General features: G+C 53.5%; 18 protein-coding genes and 2 pseudogenes. 14 read left to right on the forward strand and 6 right to left on the reverse strand.

What is annotated here, in order from left to right:
• Positions 1 to 129 precede the first annotated feature (129 nt).
• The 7 genes from dksA to panD all read left to right on the forward strand — a co-directional run bounded on the left by dksA (position 130) and on the right by panD (position 5952).
• A complete protein-coding gene (gene dksA / locus ACLJRS_RS19740) occupies positions 130 to 585 on the forward strand; it encodes an RNA polymerase-binding protein DksA (protein ID WP_001155232.1) in 456 nt (151 codons plus the stop codon).
• A gap of 68 nt (positions 586 to 653) precedes the next feature.
• Positions 654 to 1550 carry a tRNA glutamyl-Q(34) synthetase GluQRS gene (gene gluQRS, locus ACLJRS_RS19745; protein WP_001667835.1) on the forward strand — a complete coding sequence of 299 codons (897 nt, stop codon included), beginning with the start codon at positions 654 to 656 and terminating at the stop codon, positions 1548 to 1550.
• A gap of 161 nt (positions 1551 to 1711) precedes the next feature.
• Positions 1712 to 3109 carry a polynucleotide adenylyltransferase PcnB gene (gene pcnB / locus ACLJRS_RS19750; RefSeq protein WP_125540466.1) on the forward strand — a complete coding sequence of 466 codons (1398 nt, stop codon included), beginning with the start codon at positions 1712 to 1714 and terminating at the stop codon, positions 3107 to 3109.
• Positions 3106 to 3585: a 2-amino-4-hydroxy-6-hydroxymethyldihydropteridine diphosphokinase gene (gene folK, locus ACLJRS_RS19755; protein ID WP_000150773.1), complete on the forward strand. Its 480-nt coding sequence runs from the start codon at positions 3106 to 3108 to the stop codon at positions 3583 to 3585. Before pcnB ends, folK begins: the two co-directional genes overlap by 4 nt.
• 120 nt (positions 3586 to 3705) lie before the next feature.
• Positions 3706 to 4497, forward strand: coding sequence for a 3-methyl-2-oxobutanoate hydroxymethyltransferase (gene panB / locus ACLJRS_RS19760; RefSeq protein WP_000805493.1), 792 nt, complete (start codon positions 3706 to 3708; stop codon positions 4495 to 4497).
• 125 nt (positions 4498 to 4622) lie between these two features.
• The gene (gene panC, locus ACLJRS_RS19765) at positions 4623 to 5477 is read left to right on the forward strand and encodes a pantoate--beta-alanine ligase (protein WP_000905348.1); all 855 of its coding nucleotides are present in this window, start codon (positions 4623 to 4625) and stop codon (positions 5475 to 5477) included.
• Between the two features lie 94 nt (positions 5478 to 5571).
• Positions 5572 to 5952, forward strand: coding sequence for an aspartate 1-decarboxylase (gene panD, locus ACLJRS_RS19770; RefSeq protein ID WP_000621526.1), 381 nt, complete (start codon positions 5572 to 5574; stop codon positions 5950 to 5952).
• 6 nt (positions 5953 to 5958) lie between these two features.
• Here panD and ACLJRS_RS19775 read toward each other — a convergent pair whose 3' ends face one another.
• Together ACLJRS_RS19775 and ACLJRS_RS19780 are read right to left on the reverse strand one after the other, a co-directional pair.
• A complete protein-coding gene (locus ACLJRS_RS19775) occupies positions 5959 to 7188 on the reverse strand; it encodes a polysaccharide deacetylase family protein (RefSeq protein ID WP_000245308.1) in 1230 nt (409 codons plus the stop codon).
• A gap of 61 nt (positions 7189 to 7249) precedes the next feature.
• On the reverse strand, positions 7250 to 7690 hold the full coding sequence (locus ACLJRS_RS19780; RefSeq protein WP_000901960.1) for a PTS sugar transporter subunit IIA: 441 nt from the start codon (positions 7688 to 7690) through the stop codon (positions 7250 to 7252).
• Between the two features lie 369 nt (positions 7691 to 8059).
• On the opposite strand from ACLJRS_RS19780, the gene stiA reads away from it, so the two are divergent.
• The 5 genes and pseudogenes from stiA to ACLJRS_RS19805 all read left to right on the forward strand — a co-directional run bounded on the left by stiA (position 8060) and on the right by ACLJRS_RS19805 (position 11257).
• Positions 8060 to 8599: a Sti fimbria major subunit StiA gene (gene stiA, locus ACLJRS_RS19785; protein ID WP_000779123.1), complete on the forward strand. Its 540-nt coding sequence runs from the start codon at positions 8060 to 8062 to the stop codon at positions 8597 to 8599.
• Between the two features lie 47 nt (positions 8600 to 8646).
• Positions 8647 to 9330 (forward strand): fimbrial biogenesis chaperone StiB, encoded by a 684-nt coding sequence (stiB, locus tag ACLJRS_RS19790; RefSeq protein ID WP_410957884.1) that lies wholly within the window; start codon positions 8647 to 8649, stop codon positions 9328 to 9330.
• Positions 9331 to 9356: 26 nt separating this feature from the next.
• Positions 9357 to 9605: pseudogene (locus ACLJRS_RS19795) on the forward strand (FimD/PapC N-terminal domain-containing protein); the annotation flags it as partial.
• Positions 9606 to 9620: 15 nt separating this feature from the next.
• Positions 9621 to 10169: pseudogene (locus tag ACLJRS_RS19800) on the forward strand (fimbria/pilus outer membrane usher protein); the annotation flags it as partial.
• An 8-nt stretch (positions 10170 to 10177) separates the two neighbouring features.
• The gene (locus tag ACLJRS_RS19805; protein ID WP_000794041.1) at positions 10178 to 11257 is read left to right on the forward strand and encodes a fimbrial protein; all 1080 of its coding nucleotides are present in this window, start codon (positions 10178 to 10180) and stop codon (positions 11255 to 11257) included.
• Positions 11258 to 11373: 116 nt separating this feature from the next.
• Here the strand turns inward: ACLJRS_RS19805 and ACLJRS_RS19810 are convergent, their stop codons facing one another.
• Positions 11374 to 12144: an ABC transporter permease gene (locus ACLJRS_RS19810; RefSeq protein ID WP_000983418.1), complete on the reverse strand. Its 771-nt coding sequence runs from the start codon at positions 12142 to 12144 to the stop codon at positions 11374 to 11376.
• Positions 12141 to 13067 carry an ABC transporter ATP-binding protein gene (locus ACLJRS_RS19815; protein ID WP_410957885.1) on the reverse strand — a complete coding sequence of 309 codons (927 nt, stop codon included), beginning with the start codon at positions 13065 to 13067 and terminating at the stop codon, positions 12141 to 12143. Before ACLJRS_RS19815 ends, ACLJRS_RS19810 begins: the two co-directional genes overlap by 4 nt.
• Before the next feature lie 108 nt (positions 13068 to 13175).
• On the opposite strand from ACLJRS_RS19815, the gene can reads away from it, so the two are divergent.
• The gene (can, locus tag ACLJRS_RS19820) at positions 13176 to 13838 is read left to right on the forward strand and encodes a carbonate dehydratase (RefSeq protein ID WP_000651591.1); all 663 of its coding nucleotides are present in this window, start codon (positions 13176 to 13178) and stop codon (positions 13836 to 13838) included.
• 57 nt (positions 13839 to 13895) lie between these two features.
• Here the strand turns inward: can and hpt are convergent, their stop codons facing one another.
• Entirely contained in the window at positions 13896 to 14432 is a 537-nt protein-coding gene (hpt, locus tag ACLJRS_RS19825; protein ID WP_000683342.1) for a hypoxanthine phosphoribosyltransferase, read from the reverse strand.
• Between the two features lie 205 nt (positions 14433 to 14637).
• Between hpt and ACLJRS_RS19830 the strand changes: the two genes are divergently transcribed.
• Positions 14638 to 17028, forward strand: coding sequence for a glucose/quinate/shikimate family membrane-bound PQQ-dependent dehydrogenase (locus ACLJRS_RS19830; protein ID WP_000829727.1), 2391 nt, complete (start codon positions 14638 to 14640; stop codon positions 17026 to 17028).
• Between the two features lie 77 nt (positions 17029 to 17105).
• Here the strand turns inward: ACLJRS_RS19830 and cueO are convergent, their stop codons facing one another.
• Entirely contained in the window at positions 17106 to 18716 is a 1611-nt protein-coding gene (gene cueO, locus ACLJRS_RS19835) for a multicopper oxidase CueO (protein ID WP_410957886.1), read from the reverse strand.
• Between the last annotated feature and the right edge of the window lie 95 nt (positions 18717 to 18811).

Genomic DNA, 18811 nt, shown 5'->3' on the forward strand with positions numbered 1-18811 from the left:
CGCTTTTCCTCACAGGGTTGTCAAGTGTTACGTTTAGATAATTGCTATCCGGAAAAGCATCTGCTATTTATAGCGACCTGATTTTCCCCCGAACATGGGGATCGATAGTGCGTGTTAAGGAGAAGCAACATGCAAGAAGGGCAAAACCGTAAAACATCGTCCCTGAGTATTCTCGCCATCGCTGGGGTGGAGCCGTACCAGGAGAAACCGGGCGAAGAGTATATGAACGAAGCCCAGCTATCGCACTTCAAGCGTATTCTTGAAGCATGGCGTAATCAACTCCGGGATGAAGTCGATCGCACTGTGACGCACATGCAGGACGAAGCCGCCAACTTCCCCGATCCGGTCGATCGCGCCGCGCAGGAAGAGGAGTTTAGCCTGGAGTTACGTAATCGTGACCGTGAGCGCAAACTGATCAAAAAGATCGAGAAGACGCTGAAGAAAGTGGAAGATGAAGACTTCGGTTATTGCGAGTCCTGCGGGGTGGAGATTGGTATCCGCCGCCTGGAAGCGCGTCCAACAGCCGATCTGTGCATCGACTGCAAAACGCTGGCTGAAATTCGCGAAAAACAGATGGCGGGTTAATCCCGTTCGTTTCTACCCTATTTATGACAGGCGGGAGTTTTCCCGCCTTATTCTTTATTGCCCGCAGCATGACTGACTCACACTATATTGGCCGTTTCGCGCCATCGCCATCCGGCGAACTGCATTTCGGCTCGTTAATCGCCGCCCTCGGCAGCTATCTACAAGCCCGTGCGCAACGCGGAATTTGGCGCGTTCGCATAGAGGATATCGACCCCCCACGTGAAGTTCCCGGTGCCGCAGCGACCATTCTGCGCCAGCTGGAACATTACGGCCTGCACTGGGATGGCGAGGTCTTATGGCAATCACAGCGTCATGAGGCTTATCGCGAGGCGCTGGCCTGGCTTCACGAGCAGGGACTGAGCTACTACTGCACTTGCCCCCGCTCGCGCATTCAACGTCTGGGCGGTATTTACGACGGCCATTGCCGGACGTTATGCCACGGGCCGGAGAATGCCGCCGTCAGAATTAAACAGCAGCATCCAGTGATGCATTTCCATGATGCCTTGCGCGGCGATATCCAGGCTGACCCACAGCTGGCGAGCGAAGATTTTATTATCCACCGCCGCGACGGACTGTTTGCTTATAATCTGGCCGTGGTGGTCGACGATCATTTTCAGGGGGTGACGGAGATCGTCCGCGGCGCAGATTTAATCGAACCCACTGTCCGACAGCTTTCTCTGTATAAACAGTTTGGCTGGCGTGCGCCAGGTTACGTGCACCTTCCGCTGGCGCTCAACGAACAAGGCGCTAAACTTTCCAAGCAAAATCATGCCCCTGCGCTTGCGACAGGCGATCCGCGCCCGGTACTGGTCCAGGCATTGCGCTTTTTAGGCCAACGCGACGTCGTAGCGTGGCAGGAGATGTCTGTTGAGGAGTTGCTGCGCTTTGCGGTGACGCACTGGAGGCTTACAGCCGTACCCACATCGGCTAATGTAAATCCGGCATTCTCAAATGCGTCTCGCTGAGCTATGATTAGCCGCTATTTTTGCTCATCGTCTTTCGCATTGCTGCGGCGTTAATGATGCTTACAGCCCAGGTCGCGTTGCTCTCTTACGCCCGTCTGCCGTAATGCGAAAGACATAGAGTAAGTTGATCTTATTAATGTATGACACTACCGAGGTGCGCTATTTTTACCCGAGTCGCTAATTTTTGCCGTAAGGTGTTAAGCCGCGAGGAGAGCGAGGCAGAACAAGCCGTCGCCCGTCCACATATGACGATTATCCCGCGTGAACAGCACGCTATCTCCCGCAAAGATATCAGTGAAAATGCCCTCAAGGTACTGTACAGGCTGAACAAAGCGGGCTATGAAGCCTACCTGGTCGGCGGCGGCGTCCGCGATCTCTTGCTCGGCAAAAAGCCGAAGGATTTCGACGTGACCACCAACGCAACACCGGATCAGGTACGGAAATTATTCCGCAATTGCCGTCTGGTGGGGCGTCGTTTCCGCCTGGCTCACGTGATGTTTGGCCCGGAAATTATCGAAGTGGCAACGTTTCGTGGTCATCATGAAGGCAGTGAAAGCGACCGTACGACCTCCCAGCGTGGGCAAAACGGTATGCTGCTGCGCGACAACATCTTCGGCTCTATCGAAGAAGATGCCCAGCGCCGCGATTTCACCATCAATAGCCTTTACTACAGCGTAGCGGATTTTACCGTGCGCGATTACGTCGGCGGAATGCAGGATCTGCAAGAAGGCGTGATTCGCCTGATCGGCAATCCGGAAACGCGCTACCGCGAAGATCCGGTTCGAATGCTGCGCGCCGTGCGTTTCGCTGCGAAGCTCAATATGCGTATCAGCCCTGAAACGGCTGAGCCAATCCCGCGTCTGGCAACCTTGCTAAACGACATTCCTCCCGCGCGCCTGTTCGAAGAGTCGCTGAAGCTGTTGCAGGCGGGGAACGGTTACGAAACCTATCAACAACTGCGGGAATACCACCTCTTCCAGCCGTTGTTTCCTACCATTACGCGTTATTTCACCGAAAACGGCGACAGCGCAATGGAACGCATCATTGCACAGGTGTTGAAGAATACGGATAACCGCATCCGTAACGAGATGCGCGTTAACCCGGCATTTTTGTTTGCCGCCATGTTCTGGTATCCGCTGCTGGAGATGGCGCAAAAAATCGCTCAGGAGAGCGGCCTTGCCTATTACGATGCTTTCGCGCTGGCCATGAATGACGTGCTGGATGAGGCCTGCCGTTCACTGGCGATCCCGAAACGCCTTACCACGCTGACCCGTGATATTTGGCAGCTTCAGTTACGCATGTCCCGTCGTCAGGGCAAACGCGCCTGGAAGCTGATGGAACATCCCAAATTCCGCGCCGCGTTTGATTTGCTGGAGCTGCGCGCTCAGGTGGAAAATAATACTGAACTGCAACGTCTGGCGCAGTGGTGGGCCGAGTTTCAGGCTTCCGCGCCGCCGGAACAAAAAGGGATGCTCAACGAGCTGGACGACGATCCTGCTCCACGCCGCCGTCGTTCACGTCCGCGCAAACGCGCGCCGCGCCGCGAGGGCACCGTATGACGATCGCGTATATCGCGCTTGGCAGTAATCTGGCCTCTCCGCTGGAGCAGGTCAATGCCGCCCTGAAGGCTATCGCCGACATTCCCGATAGCCGTATCGTCGCGGTTTCTTCGTTTTACCGCACGCCGCCGCTTGGCCCACAGGATCAGCCCGATTACCTGAACGCTGCGGTGGCGCTGGATACCGCTCTCGCCCCCGAAGAATTGCTTAACCATACCCAGCGCATTGAGCTGCAACAGGGCCGGGTGCGCAAGGCCGAACGCTGGGGGCCGCGCACGCTGGATCTCGACATTATGCTGTTTGGCGATGAAGTCATTAACACCGACCGTCTGACCGTGCCGCACTACGACATGAAAAACCGCGGTTTTATGCTGTGGCCGTTATTCGAAATCGCTCCTGATCTGATCTTTCCGGATGGTATCAGCCTGCATCAGCATCTCACCCATCTTGGTGCTGCAAAACCCGCCCACTGGTAAAACATCGCCTCCCCTTTAGCGTTTACTGCTTTAGCGCCAAACGATTGCTTAAATCAATTGCCCCCCTGAATATGACTGTTAGAATGCCGGGAAATATAACTTTTACCATCAGGAAACGTTATGAAACCCACCACTATTTCACTGCTGCAGAAATGCAAGCAAGAGAAAAAACGCTTCGCGACAATTACCGCCTACGACTACAGCTTCGCTAAGTTATTTGCCGACGAAGGTATCAATGTGATGCTGGTTGGCGACTCACTGGGCATGACAATTCAGGGGCACGACTCCACCCTGCCTGTCACCGTGGAAGATATCGCCTACCACACCCGCGCGGTACGCCGCGGCGCGCCGAACTGCCTGCTGCTCTCCGACCTGCCGTTTATGGCTTACGCCACCCCGGAACAGGCGTTTGAAAACGCGGCTATCGTGATGCGTGCGGGGGCCAATATGGTCAAAATTGAAGGCGGCGCCTGGCTGGTTGATACGGTGAAAATGCTCACCGAACGCGCCGTGCCGGTTTGTGGTCATCTGGGGCTAACGCCACAGTCGGTGAATATCTTCGGCGGCTATAAAATTCAGGGCCGCGGCGACGCCGGGCAGGTACTGCTGGATGATGCGCTGGCTTTAGAAGCCGCTGGCGCTCAACTGCTGGTGCTGGAATGCGTGCCGGTTGAGTTGGCGAAGCGCGTCACGGAAGCGCTGTCGATTCCGGTGATCGGCATCGGCGCGGGCAACGTCACCGACGGTCAGATCCTGGTGATGCACGATGCGTTTGGCATCACCGGCGGTCATATTCCAAAATTCGCGAAAAATTTCCTTGCCGAAGCGGGCGACATGCGCGCCGCCGTACAGCAGTATATGGCTGAAGTGGAGTCCGGCGTTTATCCGGGCGAAGAACACAGCTTTCACTAATTTTTCTGACCGTGCCGGATGGCGACGCGACGCGTCTTATCCGGCCTACAGATCCTCAACGGATGTAGGCCTGATAAGCGCAGCGCCATCGGGCAGGATCATCAAGCAACTCAAGGAGTTTTGTTGTGCTAATCATTGAAACCCTGCCGCTGCTGCGCCAGCATATTCGTCGTCTGCGTCAGGAAGGTAAACGCGTCGCACTGGTTCCCACCATGGGCAACCTGCACGACGGCCATATGAAGCTGGTCGATGAGGCAAAAGCCCGGGCTGATGTGGTGATCGTCAGCATTTTCGTCAATCCGATGCAGTTTGATCGGCCGGACGATCTGGTGCGTTATCCGCGCACGCTGCAGGAAGATTGTGAAAAGCTGAACAAACGCAAAGTCGATTATGTCTTTGCGCCAGCCGTTGAGGAAATCTACCCACAGGGGCTGGAAGGCCAGACGTACGTTGATGTTCCCGGCCTCTCTACCATGCTGGAAGGCGCCAGCCGTCCAGGTCATTTCCGCGGCGTCTCGACTATCGTCAGCAAGCTGTTCAACCTGATCCAGCCGGATATCGCCTGCTTTGGCGAGAAGGATTTCCAGCAACTGGCGCTGATCCGCAAAATGGTGGCGGATATGAGTTATGACATTGAGATCGTCGGCGTGCCGATTATTCGCGCTAAAGACGGTCTGGCGCTCAGCTCACGTAACGCTTATCTGACCGCAGAGCAGCGCAAAATTGCGCCGGGTCTATACAACGTGATGAATAGCATCGCTGAAAAACTGATTGCGGGTAATCGTGAGCTGCAAGAGATTATTGCCATTGCCGAACAGGAACTGAATGAAAAAGGCTTCCGTGCCGACGACATTCAAATCCGTGATGCCGACACGCTGCAGGAGCTGACGGAAACCAGCAAACGCGCAGTGATTCTGGCCGCCGCCTGGCTGGGTCAGGCGCGTCTGATCGATAATCAAAGCGTTACATTAGCCCAGTAGACAAGGGTTAAAAATCGGGCAATACTGCCTGAGAATTTCCAAAGCAGGCCACAAGCGCCTGCTTAGCCAAGGTAAACGACAGGGTAAAGAAGTTATGATTCGCACCATGCTGCAAGGCAAGCTCCACCGCGTAAAAGTCACGCAGGCGGACCTGCACTACGAAGGTTCTTGTGCCATTGACCAGGATTTCCTTGATGCCTCCGGTATTCTGGAAAACGAAGCGATTGATATCTGGAACGTGACCAATGGGAAACGTTTCTCAACCTATGCGATTGCGGCTGAACGCGGCTCCAGAATCATCTCGGTGAACGGTGCGGCGGCGCACTGCGCTGAAGTTGGCGACATTGTGATTATCGCCAGCTTCGTCACCATGTCTGATGAAGAAGCGCGTACATGGCGTCCGAAAGTGGCCTATTTTGAAGGCGACAACGAAATGAAGCGCACCGCGAAAGCCATTCCGGTACAGGTTGCCTGATAGTCCTTATCCCTGCGGCTGGTTGCTGATCAGCCGCGACATGGTTTCCAGCGAATCCGTGCGCAGAATATACAGCCTTTTGAGCAACATCGGATTATCCCCCGGCTTCACCTTCCCTCTCACCGTGGTGACCGCCAGATGGAAACCGGCGTCTTTTGCTGCTTTGATCGCGGTCACGTTATAGCCGCCAAAGGGATAAGAAAGATAAAATACGTGCGGAGTAAACTGTGCGAGCGCCCGCCGCGAGCGTTCAAAATCAAACAGAATATTATGGTAGCTGCGGCTATATAAAATCGGGCGACGATGCCCGTCTACCCGGTGTAAAAAATGGGTATGCGACTGAAAATCAAAAACATCGCTTATCTTGCGCAATTCGGACACGCTCATAAATTGCAGCGACCTGGGATTCCATGTTTGCGGATGGCGCTTAATACGCGATGAGATAATAAATGCCGTCGCTTTCATATCGTACTGCTTTAATACCGGATATGCATAGCGACTCACCGATTTAAGGCCATCGTCAAAGGTGATAACCACCGCGCGCGCCGGGAAATTGGCGCGGTTATGGATGTAATCCTCCAGTTGGTACATCGTCAACGTGGCATAGCCGCGATCGCGAAGCCAGGTCATTTGGTTGCTGAATGCCCGAACCGAAGTCGTGGTGGACGTATGGCGAAAACGGGTATTCTCTTCATCACGTAAGATGTGATGATAGGTCAAAATCGGAATGCCGTTGTCTTCCTGCGCATCCATGGCGCTGACATAAGCCAGCCTGTCGCCAATACGGATCTGATACCAGGTTTGATGTAGCCGGCCTTTCAGCTTGCTAATAATGGGGTAACGCAAATTATCCACCAATACGCCAAACGGGGCGCTACTGATGTCCGGCGCGTTATACACCGGCGTGTCCTTCCAGGTCACCAGATTCTGATTGCTGAGCGGCTTGTTAAGATCGCCCAGCCCATCTTCCACTTTTTGTTTTCCCTGCACGGATTCCAGATGGCCTTTATCGATAAAGCCCACACCGAAGCCGAATTTAAAGGCATAATAATCAGCCGCAACAGGCGTTACGGAAAGAATTTGTCCGGCGCGGATATTCCCTACGGTCACCATTTTGTCGCCAATCTGCGACCAGATGGCGGCATCTTTCGTCGTTTGCATATAACGAGCGGGCAAGGCAGCCAACACATTACCGGCGAAAAAGAACAGCAAGATAAGAACAACGCGCATAACCATATATCATAACCGAGGCGAAAAAACGCCGTCATTGTAGCAAAAGCGTCGTCAATGGTATTGATCAAAACTCATACGAATCATGCAGCAACACAAAAGGCGGATTTTTCTGCTGCTGATGCCAGAGACTGGTGACATCCGGCGCGCCAAGCGCGACAATCTGGTCGCGAAATGCTGAACTGCTCATCGACTCTCGCCAGGTAATCATTTCCTCCATCAATGAATAGCTGACACCGGAAATAACTTCACATTGAGAATGTTTATGGCTCATCAGCGACGCTACACGATAAGGCGCCGCGCCGGAAATGTCGGTTAAAAATATCACGCCTTCACCGGAGTCGGTGGCATGGAGGGCGTCACACATCATGCGGCTGAGCATATTTACGCTTAACCCACGCCAGAAATTGACCGCCCGACACTGCGCCAACGGCCCATACTTCTTTTCAAGACCTTCGAGCATTTCCTGCGCCCGATCGTCATGACAGGAAATGACCCATCCCAGCATAACTTCTCCTCCATTGAGCTCCAATCCTGCATGATGTCAGCATGTTTTTTTGGCCGACAACACACTATGACCACGATCATTTTTTATTCAAAAAAATTTGCATTATTTTTAAAATTGTTAGCAGCCTTCATAGAATCTGGCCCATTAAAGGGTAACCACGGCGATTCAATTAAACAAACACTCACCAAAATAATTGATTAAATATATATTATAAATATTTCATATTTATGTATTCTGAATTTTTCTTCGCGCCGCAAAAATCATCGGACATTATATTTACTCATTCGGCAATAAAAAGAACAATAACTTCCCACACTATAGATATTGTTACTATGTCAATATTTATAATATCTTAAAGGATCAAAGATAATGAAACTCACCTTAAAAACACTCACTGTGGCACTGGCTGCCATCACCCTCTCCCCCGCCGCGCTGGCAGACACCGCCAAAGACGGCACCGTACATATCACCGGCCTCATTAAGCAAAACGCCTGTACGGTAAAAACGGATTCAGTAGAGGTGACATTACAGGAAGAATTTGCCTCTCTTTTCACTGCCGCAGGGCAGACGGCAGGGGATACAGACTTCACCATCGAACTCGAAAACTGCGACGCAAACATCTACAGCAGTGTACAGGCGCGCTTTGAAGGCACACTCGACGGAACCGATGCGACCATCCTGAAAAATGAGGATGATGCTGAGAATATTGGCGTGCAAATTCTTGATAAAACTAGCACCCCTATGACCTTTAACGATCTTCAGGCATGGTCTGCCGCAGTCGCGCTCCCTACAGCAGAGGGGGTGACGGAACTCTCAATGCCTTTCACCGCCCGCTATATCGCCACCGCAGTTCCCGTTAAGTCGGGAACGGTCGATGCAACCGCAACATTCTATCTGCAATATAACTGATCCTGGTGGCCAGCGTCGGCTGGCCCCTTTGTTTATTGAGGTCATCAATGAATTCATTGGCTAAAGCAGGGTTGCTTTGTTGCCTGTTGTGCGGTTCGCTGGCGCATGCCGCAGGGATAAACATCGGCACAACGCGGGTTATTTTTCACGGCGATGCCAAAGATGCGTCCATATCGATAAGCAATAACGACAACGTTCCCTATTTAATTCAGTCCTGGGCGCAATCGATCAGCGAAACAGGGGCGAGCGGCGATGCGCCGTTTATGGTCACCTCGCCGCTTTTTCGCCTTAATGGCGGGCAAAAGAACGTACTACGAATTATCCGTACCGGCGGCAATTTGCCGGAAGATCGCGAGTCGCTGTACTGGCTGGATATTAAATCGATTCCCAGCAGCAATCCGGACAATAAACACAACACACTCATGCTGGCCGTTAAAGCGGAATTTAAGCTGATTTACCGGCCAAAAGCGTTAACCCAAAAACCAGAAGAGGTTGCCGATCGGTTAACGTGGTCGCGTCAGGGTCGCACGCTCACCGTGAAGAACCCCACGCCCTATTATATGAACTTCGCCACCCTTTCCGTTGGCAGTCAAAAAGTGAAAGCCCCGCGCTATGTGGCGCCTTTCGGCAACGCGCAGTACGCGCTGCCTACCGCCGCCAGCGGCCCGATTGTCTGGTCTATCATCAACGATTTTGGCGGTACTGGCCCCGAACATAAACAAACGCCTTGAGAAGAGTGACAGGGATGAGAGTGCCGATGCGCAAAAGGCAACACCGGGTATTTTATTTATCGCGCTGCGCTGTGTGTATCGCGCTGGGCAGCACGTTCACACACGTTGCATGGGCGCGCGACTATTTCAATCCGGCATTTATTGAAAACCATGGGCAGGCGAATCGCACAAGCGTCGATCTGTCGACATTTGATAACGACAAAAGCCAGCTGCCTGGCACCTATTACGTCACTATCAATATCAACAAAACAGAAATCGGCGCGCGAAACGTTGATTTTCAACTCACGACGCTCAGTGGCGGCATTCTGGCGCACGAAAACGGTATTACCCTGAGCCAGCCGATTACCGGCGCGGCGATTTTAATTAAAGCGCCCGGCGCCAGCGGCGTTTCGGTTGAAAACCAGACCGGCGTCGCCACCGACTTCCGGGGTTATACGGTGATCCCCAACGTCACGCCGTATTATCGCTACGATATTTCGCTCGACAGCAGCACGTTTGCTGACAACGTGGATATTCCGCTCAACAACCAGACCGTCTACCCGACGCGTAATGCGGTGGTGCGCGCGGCGTATGACACACATAAGGGCTATCGCGTGTTGTTAACGCTGACGCGCAGCAATGGCGAGCCCGTGCCCTTTGGCGCGACGGCAAGCGTCGATGGGCAGGATGCGAACCTGGCCAGTATCGTCGGCGATAAAGGCCAGGTCTTCCTCAGCGGCCTGCCGGAAGAGGGCCTGCTGCTGGTGAACTGGGGAAGCGCCTCTTGCCGCGCGGATTACCGCCTGGATATCAGCAAAAATATGAACGGCATAGTGATGGCGAACGCCGTCTGCCAGTGAGGAACACAATGAAGAATTTATGGATGCTGCTGGCGCTGTCGCTATTTTCAGGCCATGCGCTGGCAGACGGAACGATGGGCAACGGAAGCGGCTGGTGTCAACCCACCAGCGGCACGCATAATTTCTTTTTTCCCCTTGACCAGACCATTACCGATACGGATGAGAACCAGGCAGGGAAAATAGTCAAAGAGAGTTGGTCGGTCGGCGGCGAATACAGCGCCAGGTGCGACTGCGATAATAAAGATTATCAGGGCGTTAACTATTTCACCGCCACGACCGGCGATTTAACACAAAAAGGAACGTACAGCGAAGCGGGTAGCAATGGGCAACAGATGGATTTTTATGTTCTGGTCGCGGGTAAGCTGGAGATTGGTACGGAAACCTACATCGTCGGTAACCTGAAACAGTATATCCCCGTTCCCTTTTCAGCGATCAGTAATCAGGACCCCACCGCAGGCGGGTGTACGGGCGCGGACATAAACAAAATGTCCGCAGGGAATAAGGGTAACGTGCGTATTTATATTACTCACCCACTGGTAGGTGAAATCACCATTCCTGAGACGACGATTATGAATCTCTATTTGTCAAAAACGCCGGGCAGCAGCGGAGATAATATTCCCCCTTCCGTTCCACCGATGGCGCACGTCACCATGTCCGGGACCATTACCGTGCCGCAGTCCTGCTCCATCAACGCCGGGCAGGTTATCGAGGTCAGGCTACCGGATATTGAGGGCAAAGATATTCGTCACCTCGGCGACAGTCCGCAGAACTCGCACGTCACCACTCAGGTAAACTTTACCTGTAGCAACGTGGCGGACGGCACCAACCTGTCGATGTCATTAAATGGCGCAACCGATCCGCACAACCCGGACTACCTGAAAACTGACAATGAGAATTTGGGGATACGGATTTCCGATAAATACGATAATACCATCGTTCCCGGCGGCAGCGCCGAATTGCCGATTGAAGATTACGCCGACGGTAAAGGCAGCACCGAGTTCACCGCCGCGCCGGTCAATACCACCGGACATGTTCCCCACACCGGAGAATACCAGGCCACCGCCACGCTGGAGATTCAGATTCGCTGAGAGAAGCGTTGGGTTTCGACAAGCCTCACCTACCGACCCGTAACCCATTGATATTACGGACCCGTAGATGAAGTGAAGCGAAGCGCAACCCAACGCCCCATCTCCCCAGTCAGCGCTTAACTGCGCAACCCGCGCCCGCGCTGGATCAGCGACCAACACAGCAGATAGAAAGCAGCGATAAAGATCACCAGTACGCCAAACGTCGTCACCAGCGGCACATCATGGATACCCAGAAAACCATAACGGAAACCGCTGATCATGTAGACGATCGGGTTCAGGTGCGACAGCCCTTGCCAGAACGGCGGCAGCAGCGTCAGCGAGTAAAATACCCCGCCGAGGTAGGTCAGCGGCGTCAGCACAAAGGTCGGGATCAGACTGATATCGTCAAAGGTTTTCGCAAACACGGCGTTCAGCAGTCCGGCCAGCGAGAACAGAATCGCGGTCAGAATCAGCGTTAGCGCGACAAATACCCAGGAATGCACCTGGAAAGGCACGAAAAAGAGCGAAATCGCCGTCACCAGAATCCCTACGCATAGCCCGCGCGCTACGCCGCCGCCGACAAATCCGGCGATGATCACGTGCGTTGGCACCGGCGCGACCAGCAGTTCCTCAATATTGCGCTGAAACTTGGCGCTAAAAAATGACGACGCGACATTCGCGTAGGAGTTAGTAATGACCGCCATCATAATCAGGCCCGGCACAATAAATTGCATATAGCTAAAACCATGCATTTCGCCGATGCGCGAACCAATCAGGTTGCCGAAAATAATAAAATAGAGCGTCATGGTGATGACGGGCGGCACCAGCGTTTGCACCCAGATCCGCATAAAGCGGTGAATCTCTTTCGCCCAGATGCTTTTAAGGGCAACCCAGTAAAGCTGCATCATGCGCGATCTCCTTGTTTTTCATGCACCAGCGACACAAACAGTTCTTCCAGACGGTTGGCTTTATTACGCATACTTAATACCTGAACCCCCTGCTCGCTCAGTTGGCTAAAGACACTGTTAACCCCCTGCTCGCGTAACACTTCCACCTCCAGAGTCGAGGTATCCACCAGACGATATTGATAACCCGTAAGCTTAGGTAGCGGGCTTTTTGGCGCTAAATCCAGAATAAACGTCTCCGATTTCAGCTTTGAAAGCAGATTTTTCATGGAGGTATTTTCCACCAGCTCGCCGTGCTGAATAATACCGATATTGCGGCACAGCATTTCCGCCTCTTCCAGATAGTGGGTGGTGAGAATAATGGTGGTGCCTTTGGCGTTTAAGTCTTTCAGGAATCCCCACATCGAGCGACGCAATTCGATATCGACGCCCGCCGTCGGCTCATCGAGAATCAATAGTTTAGGCTCATGCATCAGCGCGCGGGCGATCATCAGGCGGCGCTTCATCCCACCGGAGAGCATCCGCGCGCGTTCATGACGTTTTTCCCACAGATCGAGTTGTTTTAAATACTTTTCGCTACGTAAAACCGCCTCTTTAAGCTCCACGCCGTAATAACCGGCCTGATTCACTACGATCTGTTGCACCGTTTCAAACGGGTTAAAGTTAAACTCCTGTGGCACCAGTCCAAGCTGTCGCTTGGCGTTAACCACGTCTTTTTCCAGGTCGTAACCAAAAACGTTAACGCGCCCGGACGTTTTATTAACCAATGAGCTGATAATACCGATGGTGGTCGATTTCCCTGCTCCATTTGGCCCCAGAAGCGCGTAAAAATCCCCCGCTTCGACCTGCAAATCTATGCCGCGCAGCGCCTGAACGCCGCCGGGATAGGTTTTTTTAAGTTGTTGAAGTTCCAGCGCAATGGTCATAAATTCTCACTTACTTTACGTTCTTACACTTTATATATGGTTTAAATAATTACGGAGTTGCCCTATATTAGCCCAACGCACTTATTTGGTTACAGGTCGTTAACTTCCATGAAAGACATAGATACACTCATCAGCAACAATGCACTATGGTCAAAAATGCTGGTGGAAGAGGACCCCGGATTTTTTGAGAAACTGGCGCAAGCGCAAAAACCGCGCTTTCTATGGATTGGATGTTCCGACAGCCGCGTTCCCGCAGAGCGTTTAACCGGGCTTGAACCGGGCGAATTGTTTGTTCACCGTAATGTGGCTAACCTGGTTATTCACACCGATCTGAACTGTCTCTCCGTGGTTCAGTATGCGGTAGATGTTCTGGAAGTTGAGCATATTATCATTTGCGGCCACTCCGGTTGCGGCGGTATCAAGGCTGCGGTAGAAAACCCTGAGCTGGGCTTGATTAATAACTGGCTGCTGCATATCCGCGACATCTGGCTTAAACATAGCTCGCTGTTGGGAAAAATGCCCGAAGAGCAACGTCTGGACGCGCTCTATGAATTGAACGTCATGGAACAGGTCTATAACCTGGGGCATTCCACCATTATGCAGTCAGCGTGGAAACGCGGTCAGAATGTGACCATTCACGGCTGGGCGTACAGTATCAATGATGGCCTGCTGCGCGATCTTGACGTCACCGCCACCAACAGAGAAACGCTGGAGAACGGCTATCATAAGGGTATTTCCGCCCTAAGTCTGAAATACATTCCCCACCAATAAGCCATTAGCTATAGGCCGGATAAGTCGCTTTAGCGACGCCATCCGGCATTTCTGCGCTTACTCGTCCAGCAGCACCACTTTACCAACATACGGTAGATGGCGATAACGCTGAGCGTAGTCGATACCGTAACCGACTACAAATTCGTCCGGAATCGAAAAGCCAACGAACTCAACCGGCACGTCCACTTCGCGGCGAGAAGGTTTATCCAGCAGCGTACAAATCGCCAGCGATTTCGGCTCGCGCAGGCCCAGGATTTCACGGACCTTCGACAGCGTATTACCGGAATCAATAATGTCTTCGACAATCAGCACGTCTTTACCACGAATATCCTCATCCAGATCTTTGAGGATTTTCACGTCGCGGGTGGTGGACATGCCGCTACCATAACTGGAGGCGGTCATAAAATCGACTTCATGAGGAACCTGAACTTCACGGCACAGGTCCGCCATAAACATAAATGAGCCACGCAACAGACCTACCAGCACCATTTCACTGCCGCTGTCTTTATAACGTTCGGTAATCTGACGACCCAGCTCGGCAATACGTGCTTTGATCTCCGCTTCGGGGATCATGACTTCAACAGTATGTTTCATATTTATAACCATATGATTTAAAAACAAATCACTCAATGCCGGTGACTAATAACGCCGCATTGACGCGCAAGGCACGCAGTATAACAGCAAACGTATTCATTCGCGGCATTTGATAAGAAAGCTCATTTTGTGATGACGATCACACATGTTAATTCCTATACTTAATTGCTACTAAAAAATTAACAATTTGGGATGGTGTCTTTTTATGGCAGAAAATAACGCACGATCGCCACGATTACTCGTGACGCTGACGGCCCTCTTTGCAGCACTTTGTGGGCTGTATCTTCTTATCGGAGGTGTCTGGCTGGTTGCTATTGGCGGTTCCTGGTACTACCCCATCGCGGGCCTCGTGATGCTGGTTGTGGCCGGATTGCTATGGCGCAGTAAACGTGCCGCACTGTGGCTGTATGCCGCCCTGCTGCTGGCGACAATGATTTGGGGCGTGTGGGAAGTCGGGTTCGACTTCTGGGCGCTCACGCCGCGTAGCGATATTCTGGTGTTTTTCGGCATCTGGCTAATATTGCCGTTTGTCTGGCATCGGCTGGTGGTTCCTTCCAGCGGCGCAGTGGCGGCGCTGGTCGTGGCGCTGCTGATTAGCGGCGGCATTCTGACTTGGGCTGGCTTCAACGACCCGCAGGAGATCAACGGTACGCTTCGCGCCGACGCCACGCCCGCCGCAACAAGCTCGTCGATCGCCGACGAAGACTGGCCGGCCTATGGACGCAATCAGGAAGGCCAACGCTATTCACCGCTGAAACAGATCACTGCGGATAACGTTCACCAACTGAAAGAAGCGTGGGTCTTCCGCACCGGCGATCTGAAACAACCCAACGATCCGGGTGAAATCACCAACGAAGTGACCCCGATTAAAGTCGGCGATACGCTTTATCTGTGTACGGCTCACCAGCGTCTGTTCGCGCTGGACGCCGCCAGCGGTAAAGAGAAGTGGCATTTTGATCCTCAGTTGAAGACCGATTCGTCTTTCCAGCATGTGACCTGCCGCGGCGTCTCTTATCATGAGGCCAAAGCGGATACCGCCTCGCCGGAGGTCATCGCCGACTGTCCGCGCCGTATTATCCTCCCGGTCAACGACGGTCGCCTTTTCGCGGTGAATGCCGAAACCGGCAAGCTGTGTGAAACCTTCGCCAACAAAGGCGTCCTGAATCTGCAAACCAATATGCCGGATACCACGCCGGGACTGTATGAACCGACGTCGCCGCCGATTATCACCGATAAAACGATTGTCATTGCCGGTTCGGTCACGGATAACTTCTCTACCCGCGAAACGTCCGGCGTTATCCGTGGTTTTGATGTTAATAGCGGTAAACTACTGTGGGCCTTCGATCCGGGGGCGAAAGATCCGAACGCGATTCCAGCCGATGAGCACGCTTTTACCTTTAACTCGCCGAACTCCTGGGCGCCTGCCGCCTATGATGCGAAACTGGATCTGGTCTATCTGCCGATGGGCGTGACCACGCCGGATATCTGGGGCGGTAACCGCACGCCGGAGCAGGAGCGTTATGCCAGCTCCATCCTGGCGCTGAATGCCACCACCGGGAAACTGGCCTGGAGTTATCAGACCGTCCATCACGATCTGTGGGATATGGACCTGCCGGCACAGCCGACGCTGGCGGATATTACCGTTGACGGTACTACCGTTCCGGTTATCTATGCACCAGCGAAAACCGGTAATATCTTTGTGCTGGACAGACGTAATGGCGAGCTGGTCGTGCCCGCTCCGGAAAAACCGGTCCCGCAGGGCGCGGCAAAAGGCGATTATGTCGCCAAAACTCAGCCGTTCTCTGATTTAACCTTCCGCCCGAAAAAAGATCTCTCCGGCGCGGATATGTGGGGCGCGACCATGTTCGACCAACTGGTGTGCCGCGTTATGTTCCACCAATTGCGCTATGAAGGTATCTTCACCCCGCCATCCGAGCAGGGGACATTGGTATTCCCTGGCAACCTGGGGATGTTTGAATGGGGCGGTATTTCCGTCGATCCAGACCGTCAGGTCGCTATCGCTAACCCGATGGCGCTGCCGTTTGTCTCGAAACTGATCCCACGCGGCCCGGGTAATCCGATGGAGCCGCCGAAAGACGCGAAAGGTACCGGAACAGAAGCGGGTATTCAGCCACAGTACGGCGTACCGTTCGGTGTCACGCTGAATCCGTTCCTTTCGCCGTTTGGCCTGCCGTGTAAACAACCGGCCTGGGGCTATATTTCCGCGTTGGATCTGAAGACCAATGAAATCGTGTGGAAGAAACGTATAGGGACGCCGCGCGACAGTATGCCGTTCCCGATGCCGGTTCCAGTGCCGTTCAACATGGGGATGCCAATGCTGGGCGGGCCAATCTCAACCGCCGGTAACGTGTTGTTTATCGCCGCGACCGCCGACAACTACCTGCGCGCTTATAACATGAGCAACGGGGAAAAACTGTGGCAGGGACGTTTACCCGCCGGAGGCCAGGCAACGCCGATGACCTATGAGGTAAACGGTAAGCAGTACGTGGTCGTTTCTGCCGGAGGCCACGGTTCGTTTGGTACGAAGATGGGCGACTATATCGTGGCCTATGCTTTGCCTGACGACGCGAAATAACCATTAATGCCCGGCGTATGCCGGGCATTGTGCCGGGTGGCGGTTTCGCCTTACCCGGCCTGCGTCGGAGACATCGGTCAGACCGTAAATCCTAACATCATTCCCGTATCTTCATGTTCTAACAGATGACAGTGCGCCATATAGGCATGTTCCTTCGGCGCGTCGTGATCGAACTTGACCAGCACTTCGCTGATACCACCCTCAACGCGTACCGTATCCTTCCAGCCCGTTCTGTGCGCCGCTGGCGCTTTGCCGTTCTCTGACAAAATACGGAACTGCGTGCCGTGAATATGGAAAGGATGCAGCATCATGTCACCCACGCCGGAAATCACCCAACGTTCATGTCGGCCTTTTTGCGCCGCGAACATCGGTTTGTTCATATCAAAGACCTGGCCGTTGATAAAGTTAGCGTTATGGAAGTCGAATTTTCCGCCGTGATTCATATTGCCCATCGCGCCATGATTCATCCCGCTGTGATCCATGTTGCCATGATCCATCTCGCCATGCCCCATATTGCCGCCCTGCATATGCGCGTTCATGCTGTCATGATCCATGCCGCTCATCGCCTGAGCGCCATATTTCTTCATCAGCATTTGCATCCCCATCATATCAAGACGCGGGTCCATCGACAGTTTCAGGTTGCGCACCGTCAGCCCTTCCAGCGACGGCAGCGCCGGCATCGTCGTCAACGTATCCGGCAGCGTATCGGAGGCGGTAATCCGCAGCGGCTGGATACGCATCACCGGATACGGTTTATCAAACGGAGCGATCGCCATTCCCATCTGGCTGACCGGCAGCGTCACCAGGTCAAAGGCTTTCCCGTCGCTGATATCCACCAGCACTTCAAAACGCTCGCCCATTAATAACGGCAGTTCGGTGACTTTCACCGGCTCCGCCAGCAGGCCGCCGTCGCTGGCGATCACATAAAGCGGACGATTATCGCTGGCGGCGATATTCAGCGAACGCGCATTACAGCCATTTAGCAAGCGCAGACGTAGCCAGCCTTTCGGCGCGGAATGCTGCGGATAGATAGCGCCATTGGTCAGCAGCGTATCGCCAAACCAGCCGACGGCGGCGGTCATAATATCCAGTTGATAATCAATCTGGCCATCGGCGGAGAAGCGTTTGTCCTGAATGATCACCGGCACATCGTCGATGCCCCACTGTTTCGGCAGGCGCAATTTGCGAATCTCGTCATCTTCAATCAGCACCAGTCCGGCAAGGCCCATCGCCACCTGGCGCCCGGTTTTGCCGTGTTTGTGCGGATGAATCCAGCAGGTCGCGGCGCGTTGCTGCGGCGTAAACGTCACCGTACGGGTTCCGCCTGCGGGAATAATCCCCTGCGGACCGCCGTCGACGATGCCTGGAATCTCCAGACCATGCCAGTGAAGCGTCGTGTCTTCGGCCAGTTGGTTATGGATATCAACGGTCACGCTTTTTCCTTTGTGAAGCTGTACCGCTGGCCCCAGCAAATTACCGTTGTAGCCCCAGGTTGTCGCGTTCTTACCGGCGAATGTGGACTGTCCGGCTTTAACAATTAACTGCATACGGTTGCTCGCATCTGCCGTTAACAGGTCAGGAATAGGCAACGCGGGACGTTCGGCGGCAAAAGCGGCGCGGCTCCACAGCGGCAGCGCTGATGCAACCCCCAGCGCCACTGAATATTTTAAGAAATCACGGCGTAACATAATCATTTCCTTATAATGAACAGGCGGGTGTCTAAGCTTAGACCCTGCCCTAACGGGAAGGTCAAGCCAGCAACACGTCTTTACCATTCCTGACA

The organism is Salmonella sp. SAL00670, assembly GCF_046552235.1.
In the GTDB taxonomy this organism is placed as follows: domain Bacteria; phylum Pseudomonadota; class Gammaproteobacteria; order Enterobacterales; family Enterobacteriaceae; genus Salmonella; species Salmonella enterica.

What these genes read in the sequence shown, in the direction of transcription:
- dksA (WP_001155232.1), top strand. Translation starts at nt 130, where the DNA reads ATGCAAGAAGGGCAAAACCGTAAAACATCGTCCCTGAGTATTCTCGCC.
- gluQRS (WP_001667835.1), top strand. Translation starts at nt 654, where the DNA reads ATGACTGACTCACACTATATTGGCCGTTTCGCGCCATCGCCATCCGGC.
- folK (WP_000150773.1), top strand. Translation starts at nt 3,106, where the DNA reads ATGACGATCGCGTATATCGCGCTTGGCAGTAATCTGGCCTCTCCGCTG.
- panB (WP_000805493.1), top strand. Translation starts at nt 3,706, where the DNA reads ATGAAACCCACCACTATTTCACTGCTGCAGAAATGCAAGCAAGAGAAA.
- panD (WP_000621526.1), top strand. Translation starts at nt 5,572, where the DNA reads ATGATTCGCACCATGCTGCAAGGCAAGCTCCACCGCGTAAAAGTCACG.
- ACLJRS_RS19775 (WP_000245308.1), bottom strand. Translation starts at nt 7,188, where the DNA reads ATGGTTATGCGCGTTGTTCTTATCTTGCTGTTCTTTTTCGCCGGTAAT.
- ACLJRS_RS19780 (WP_000901960.1), bottom strand. Translation starts at nt 7,690, where the DNA reads ATGCTGGGATGGGTCATTTCCTGTCATGACGATCGGGCGCAGGAAATG.
- stiA (WP_000779123.1), top strand. Translation starts at nt 8,060, where the DNA reads ATGAAACTCACCTTAAAAACACTCACTGTGGCACTGGCTGCCATCACC.
- stiB (WP_410957884.1), top strand. Translation starts at nt 8,647, where the DNA reads ATGAATTCATTGGCTAAAGCAGGGTTGCTTTGTTGCCTGTTGTGCGGT.
- ACLJRS_RS19805 (WP_000794041.1), top strand. Translation starts at nt 10,178, where the DNA reads ATGAAGAATTTATGGATGCTGCTGGCGCTGTCGCTATTTTCAGGCCAT.
- ACLJRS_RS19810 (WP_000983418.1), bottom strand. Translation starts at nt 12,144, where the DNA reads ATGATGCAGCTTTACTGGGTTGCCCTTAAAAGCATCTGGGCGAAAGAG.
- ACLJRS_RS19815 (WP_410957885.1), bottom strand. Translation starts at nt 13,067, where the DNA reads ATGACCATTGCGCTGGAACTTCAACAACTTAAAAAAACCTATCCCGGC.
- can (WP_000651591.1), top strand. Translation starts at nt 13,176, where the DNA reads ATGAAAGACATAGATACACTCATCAGCAACAATGCACTATGGTCAAAA.
- hpt (WP_000683342.1), bottom strand. Translation starts at nt 14,432, where the DNA reads ATGAAACATACTGTTGAAGTCATGATCCCCGAAGCGGAGATCAAAGCA.
- ACLJRS_RS19830 (WP_000829727.1), top strand. Translation starts at nt 14,638, where the DNA reads ATGGCAGAAAATAACGCACGATCGCCACGATTACTCGTGACGCTGACG.
- cueO (WP_410957886.1), bottom strand. Translation starts at nt 18,716, where the DNA reads ATGTTACGCCGTGATTTCTTAAAATATTCAGTGGCGCTGGGGGTTGCA.